This window comes from Aeromonas sp. A04, from assembly GCF_047780465.1.
Taxonomy (GTDB): domain Bacteria; phylum Pseudomonadota; class Gammaproteobacteria; order Enterobacterales; family Aeromonadaceae; genus Aeromonas; species Aeromonas bestiarum.
On record NZ_JBLNHP010000012.1, the window covers coordinates 71,284 to 77,283 of the forward strand.

The 6,000-nt window shown below is 60.3% G+C and carries 4 protein-coding genes and 4 tRNA genes; 3 read left to right on the top strand and 5 right to left on the bottom strand.

Going from position 1 to position 6,000, the window contains the following annotated elements:
- Positions 1–27 precede the first annotated feature (27 nt).
- Complete coding sequence (gene gltX / locus ACM3N8_RS21225) at positions 28–1,443, bottom strand: glutamate--tRNA ligase (RefSeq protein ID WP_241278635.1); 1,416 nt, start codon at positions 1,441–1,443, stop codon at positions 28–30.
- A 274-nt stretch (positions 1,444–1,717) separates the two neighbouring features.
- Between gltX and ACM3N8_RS21230 the strand changes: the two genes are divergently transcribed.
- The 3 genes from ACM3N8_RS21230 (at position 1,718) to ACM3N8_RS21240 (ending at position 5,057) form a co-directional block, all read left to right on the top strand.
- The gene (locus tag ACM3N8_RS21230) at positions 1,718–3,820 is read left to right on the top strand and encodes a methyl-accepting chemotaxis protein (protein WP_241278636.1); all 2,103 of its coding nucleotides are present in this window, start codon (positions 1,718–1,720) and stop codon (positions 3,818–3,820) included.
- A 99-nt stretch (positions 3,821–3,919) separates the two neighbouring features.
- Positions 3,920–4,576 (top strand): LysM-like peptidoglycan-binding domain-containing protein, encoded by a 657-nt coding sequence (locus ACM3N8_RS21235; RefSeq protein WP_043138079.1) that lies wholly within the window; start codon positions 3,920–3,922, stop codon positions 4,574–4,576.
- 271 nt (positions 4,577–4,847) lie between these two features.
- Positions 4,848–5,057 carry a cold-shock protein gene (locus ACM3N8_RS21240; RefSeq protein ID WP_005327092.1) on the top strand — a complete coding sequence of 70 codons (210 nt, stop codon included), beginning with the start codon at positions 4,848–4,850 and terminating at the stop codon, positions 5,055–5,057.
- A 454-nt stretch (positions 5,058–5,511) separates the two neighbouring features.
- Here the strand turns inward: ACM3N8_RS21240 and ACM3N8_RS21245 are convergent.
- The 4 genes from ACM3N8_RS21245 to ACM3N8_RS21260 form a co-directional block, all read right to left on the bottom strand.
- A tRNA-Gly gene (locus ACM3N8_RS21245) sits at positions 5,512–5,587 on the bottom strand.
- 25 nt (positions 5,588–5,612) lie between these two features.
- A tRNA-Gly gene (locus ACM3N8_RS21250) sits at positions 5,613–5,688 on the bottom strand.
- 25 nt (positions 5,689–5,713) lie between these two features.
- A tRNA-Gly gene (locus ACM3N8_RS21255) sits at positions 5,714–5,789 on the bottom strand.
- A gap of 25 nt (positions 5,790–5,814) precedes the next feature.
- Positions 5,815–5,890, bottom strand: a tRNA-Gly gene (locus tag ACM3N8_RS21260).
- Positions 5,891–6,000 lie beyond the last annotated feature (110 nt).

Genomic DNA, 6,000 nt, shown 5'->3' on the forward strand with positions numbered 1-6,000 from the left:
CGGTGACGGCAATGTGCGAAGGCAAGCTTACTCGGCGGCCATGCGTGCTTCGATATACGCCAGGGCGCGATCGATGCGGGCGAGTACCCGCTCCTTGCCCACCAGCGCCATCACGGCGTCGATGCCGGGGGACTGGCCCAGACCGGTCACGGCTACGCGCAGCGGCATGCCGACCTTGCCCATGCCCTGACCCAGCTCGGCGGCGGTCGCTTCTATCAGCTCGTGCAGCGCCTCTGTGGTCCAGGTTTCCAGCGCCGCCAGCTTGGCTTTGGCAAGGGTCAGCGGCTCGGCAGCCACACCGCGCAGGTGCTTCTTGGCGGCCGCTTCGTCGATGGCTTCGTACTCTTCGAACAGATAGCGGCTCTGGGCGGCCATCTCCACCAGGGTATTGCAGCGCTCGGCCAGCAGGGTGACAACCTCGGCCAGGGCCGGGCCCTTACTGGTGTCGATCTGCTGGTTTTCCATGTGCCAGGCCAGGTGCTTGGCCACATAGGCCGGATCCAGGCTGCGCATGTAGTGGTTGTTCAGCCACAGCAGCTTGTCGGTGTTGAAGGCGGAGGCGGACTTGGAGATGGCATCCAGGCTGAACAGCTTGATCATCTCGTCCAGGGTGAAGATCTCCTGATCGCCGTGGGACCAGCCCAGACGCACCAGATAGTTCAACAGGGCTTCCGGCAGATAGCCGTCATCGCGGTACTGCATCACGGAGACGGCGCCGTGGCGCTTGGACAGCTTGGCACCGTCGTCGCCCAGGATCATAGAGACGTGGGCAAACTCAGGCACAGGCGCGTTCAGGGCCTTGTAGATGTTGATCTGGCGCGGGGTGTTGTTGATGTGGTCTTCGCCACGCACCACGTGGGTGATCTCCATGTCCCAGTCATCGACCACCACGCAGAAGTTGTAGGTGGGGGCGCCATCGGTACGGCGGATGATGAGATCGTCCAGCTCTGTGTTGGCAAACTCGATGCGGCCACGGACGTGGTCATCGAATACGACGGAACCTTCGGTCGGGTTGCGGAAGCGAATGACGTGCGGCGCATCGGCCGGGTGATCGTGGGCCGCATCACGGCACTTGCCGTCATAGCGGGGCTTCTCGCCGCTGGCCATCTGGCCTTCGCGCAGCGCGTCCAGGCGCTCACGGGAGCAGTAGCACTTGTAGGCGCGGCCGTCGGCCAGCATCTCGTCGATGATGCCGTTGTAGCGATCGAAACGCTTGGTCTGGTAGTAGGGGCCCTCATCCCAGTTCAGCTCCAGCCATTCCATGCCCTCAATGATGGCGTCGATCGCCTCCTGAGTGGAACGTTCCAGGTCGGTATCCTCAATACGCAGCACGAACTCACCGCCCTGGCTCTTTGCAAACAACCAGGAATAGAGTGCGGTACGGGCACCGCCGACATGCAAAAAGCCGGTCGGGCTGGGAGCAAAACGGGTTTTGACTTTCATCTTTAAGCCTTGTGTAGAGGGCCTTGGGCCAATTCGTTAGAAAAAACCGTCGCATTTTAGCACTCAGAATCCCGGATGGGAAAACCATGAGGCGGCGGCGCGCTAAAGTAGGGGGTTAAATTGGCCGGGCGACCGCTTGGCACCTGATATTTGAGGGGGATCGCAAAACAGAAGCGCCATTTCCGATTTGCTATGGGAAGTGTTGGAGAGCTGCCTCCTCCGGCCGATATTCAAATAACTCTCACACTACTTCTCACGAAACAAGGAAGAGACGATGCAGTTCCGTTCTATCCAGAATCGCATTCTGGTGATGGCCGGGATCGCCATGACCACAGCCCTGGTCATATTGATCCTGCTCAACCAGTATTCCGGTCAACAGACCCAACAGCTGACCATCAGTTCCAGCCGTGCCGCCCTGCAGCAGGAGGCCTGGCAGAAGGTCAGTGCCAATGCGCGCGCCGAGGCCGCCACCATCACCCAGTTGCTGCAAAAGGGGCTCTCCTATACCCAGCAGATGGCCAGTGCCCTCGCCCTGCAACAGGAGGGCAAGCTGCCGCTGGATCGCCAGCAGGCCACGGATCTGCTCAAGGCACAGCTCAACCTGGAACCGCAACTGTATGGCGCCTTCGCCGGCTTCGAGCCGAACGGCTTCGACGGCCAGGACGCCGCCTTCGCCGGTCAGACGGCGCTGGGCAGCGACAGCCAGGGCCGCTTCGTCCCCTACTTCTACCGTGACAAGGATCAGATAGGCACAGACCTGCTGCTCTCCATCGAGAAGAGCGATGCCGACGAATTTGGCAATCCGGCCAACGACTACTACGCCTGCCCGAAACGGGAGGGTCGCTCCTGCCTCATCGATCCCTTCAAGGTGGACATCAACGGCCAGCAGGTGCTGGTGAGCACCATCACCACCCCCATCATGGTGGCGGGTCAGTTCAAGGGGGTCGCCGCGCTGGATCTGGCGGTGGACTCCATCAGCCGGCAGGCCCAGTCCCTCAACAGCAACATCTATGACGGCAAGGGCGAGACCCTGATCGTCAGCGCCGCCGGCGTCATCACCGGCACCAGCGGTGACGCCAGCCTGCTGGGCAGCCGGGCCGACAAGCTGCTCGGCAACCAGTGGCAGCAGTATCTGAAACCAGAAGTGCAGCGCCAGGAGCTGGACGAGTCGTTTCGTATCTCTGTGCCCATCATGGTTCCGGGCATGAGCCGCAACTGGGCCATCATTGTCACCCTGCCCTACAAGGTGGTGCTGGCGGGTGCCGACCAGCTGGAGAGCCAGCTGAGCGACATGAACCGGGCCGCCATGACCCAGCAACTGGTGGGCGCTCTCATAGTGCTGGTGCTGGCGCTAGCCACCATGCTGGTGATAGCCCGCAGCATCACAGGCCCCATCCGCCAGATGGTCAGCTTGGTGGATGATATTGCCGATGGCGAGGGGGATCTCACCAAGCGCCTCACCACCCGCTCAGTCGACGAGCTGGGGGATCTGGCCAAGGGCATCAACCGCTTCATCGACAAGCTGCAGGTGCTGCTGGGGGATGTGCTGAAAACCGCCAGCGAGGTGAATCGCCATGCCGGCGATACCGACCGCATCGCCGGCCAGACCGACACCAACCTGCAGCATCACCAGGCGGAGATGGAGCAGATGCTGACCGCGGTGCAGGAGATGTCCTACGTCAGCCAGGAGGTGGCCACCCACGCCAACAACACAGCCGACTCGGCCAAGCAGGCCCAGGGCGCGGCGGATCAGGGCAAGGTACGCTTCCAGCAGGTGATCCAGTCGATGCACAAGGTGGCGGCCGAGGCCGGCAAGGGGGCCGAAGTGGTCGAGGGGCTGGCCCACGACAGCGAGCAGATCACCAGCATACTGACGGTGATCCAGGGCATAGCCGATCAGACCAACCTGCTGGCGCTCAACGCCGCCATCGAGGCGGCCCGGGCCGGTGAGCAGGGCCGCGGCTTTGCGGTGGTGGCCGACGAGGTGCGCAAACTGGCGGGCAACACCCAGCAGGCGGTGCAGAACACCCAGGAGCTGATCGAGAAGATCCGTCACAGCTCGACCAACGCGGTCAACGCCATCCAGCAGAGCCAGCAGCTGACCCACCAGGCGGTGGGCGAGGCGGATCTGGCGGAAGAGGCGCTGGGCAGCATCTACAAGGCCATCTCCACCATCAACGACATGACCTACCAGATAGCCTCCGCCGCCGAGGAGCAGAGCTCGGTTTCCGAGACAGTCTCCGGCAACCTGTCAAAAACCAACGCACTGGCCAACGACATCGCTCAGGATGCGACCGAAACGGCCAAAGCCAGCCAGGCATTGCGTCAGGCGGCCGAGCGTTTACAGCAATTACTGGGACAATTTCGTCTCAGCTGATAATTTTCCTCTCGCGGACTCTCCCCCTCGGGGGCGAGTCCGTTTACCATAGGCAAGGAATTTGCCTGATGGCAGGCAATGTAGTGAGAGGTAAATGCCGTGCCCACCCCGGACCGTCGCCCACGTGGCCATAACAGACGAGCCCAGCAGCGTCGACAAGACGAATCACAAGGATCCCTGCTCCATCGTATCAATGCCGCTACCCTGCCCCTGCGCCAGCGCATAGGCCAGGGGATGCGTGGCCTTGGCCAGCGCGGCCAGGAGGCCAAAGCAGGCAAATTCAAGCTGACCAGCCCGCTGCCCCGCAAACACACCATAGGCCTGCTGGTCCTGGTGCCCATCTGGCTGCTGTTGCTGGCCTGGGAGCCCGCGCCTGCCGCCCCGAAAGTCGCCCCGTCCGGCTCGCTCGAGGTCCCCCTCGCCGTGCCCGCCCAGGCCCTGACGGCCGGCAATGGCAACTCGGCCGCCGCCAAGCCGGTCGAAGAGAAAGTGGACGGCACCTGGCTGCAGCACGACGTGCAGGCCGGCGAGACCCTCTACTCCATCTGGCGCAAGTTCGAGCTGCCGGGGGCCGAGCTCAGCCGGCTGATCGCCATCGAAGGGCCTGATCGCCCGCTGACCCGGCTGCAATCGGGCAAGTCGGTGTTCATCCTGATCGATGACAACCGCCGCATCCAGCGGGTCGAGATCCGCTCCTACGGTCAGGCCATCTATCGCTATGACCGACAGGGCGAAGGGTTCGCCCTCAAGGAGTGATGAAACGGGAGGCCATGGCCTCCCGTTTTTTTGACCTGACGCAATGAAATAAGCCGCTGACTTCACAATATTTTTAGCTTGCTCAAAAAATGAAAAGCGCCAAATTGACAAGGGATCGCGCTCACGTACAATCGTTTGTGCTTTAGACAGGGATTGTTCTACATGCTACTGGGACAAATTGACGTGGTCAGTCATGCTGCAACCCCTGATTTCTAGGCAAATGCTGCCCAACAAGGCTTAGTTTCATTTTGTTATAGATAGGACTTACCACATGTCTGACATTCGCACCGGCCAAGTAAAATGGTTCAATGAGACCAAGGGTTTTGGCTTTATCGAGCAATCCCAGGGACCGGACGTTTTCGTTCACTTCTCCTCCATCCAGAGCACAGGCTTCAAAACCCTGGCTGAAGGTCAAAAAGTCCAGTTCACTGTGACCCAGGGCAAAAAAGGCCCTCAGGCTGAGAACGTTACCCTGCTCTAAGCCACGCCAGTGAGCCTGTAGGAGGAGACTTGCTCCTCCTATTTTTTTGTCTGTCATTCCCTGCCCCACAGCGCTACCGGTTATCGAGTCTCGCCCGCCTTGCCTGGCAGCCTTGTTTCGCCTCTCCTTTACTGCTGCTCATCCACCACGGCTGACGCCTATCGCCAGCGCATGACTGCAGATGCTGCCCACAGGTGAGGCATGTGAGCAGGCCCGAGACGCTGGACGCCGTGCAGACCAAGAGAAACACGCCAAATAGCGGATATGCGAATGCATCGCAGCGCGATACGGGGAGGGATCAAAAGGAAAGAATGCAACTACGAAGAGAAATTGGAGCGGGAAACGAGACTCGAACTCGCGACCCCAGCCTTGGCAAGGCGCGGATCATGCTCTACCAACTGGATGTGGCAATAAATGTATTGAAATATTGGATTCGTGAACTTCGAAGAGAAATTGGAGCGGGAAACGAGACTCGAACTCGCGACCCCGACCTTGGCAAGGTCGTGCTCTACCAACTGAGCTATTCCCGCAACAGGATCTCACATTGCAAATGTTTGGAGCGGGAAACGAGACTCGAACTCGCGACCCCGACCTTGGCAAGGTCGTGCTCTACCAACTGAGCTATTCCCGCAACAGGATGTCACATTGCAAATGTTTGGAGCGGGAAACGAGACTCGAACTCGCGACCCCGACCTTGGCAAGGTCGTGCTCTACCAACTGAGCTATTCCCGCAACAGGATGTCACATTGCAAATGTTTGGAGCGGGAAACGAGACTCGAACTCGCGACCCCGACCTTGGCAAGGTCGTGCTCTACCAACTGAGCTATTCCCGCAACATAAATGGTCGTTTTGCGCTGGTGAAGATGATTGGAGCGGGAAACGAGACTCGAACTCGCGACCCCGACCTTGGCAAGGTCGTGCTCTACCAACTGAGCTATTCCCG

Bases quoted from the DNA above. Each gene is read 5' to 3' on its own strand.
- gltX (WP_241278635.1), bottom strand. From the start codon at position 1,443: ATGAAAGTCAAAACCCGTTTTGCTCCCAGCCCGACCGGCTTTTTGCAT.
- ACM3N8_RS21240 (WP_005327092.1), top strand. From the start codon at position 4,848: ATGTCTGACATTCGCACCGGCCAAGTAAAATGGTTCAATGAGACCAAG.
- ACM3N8_RS21230 (WP_241278636.1), top strand. From the start codon at position 1,718: ATGCAGTTCCGTTCTATCCAGAATCGCATTCTGGTGATGGCCGGGATC.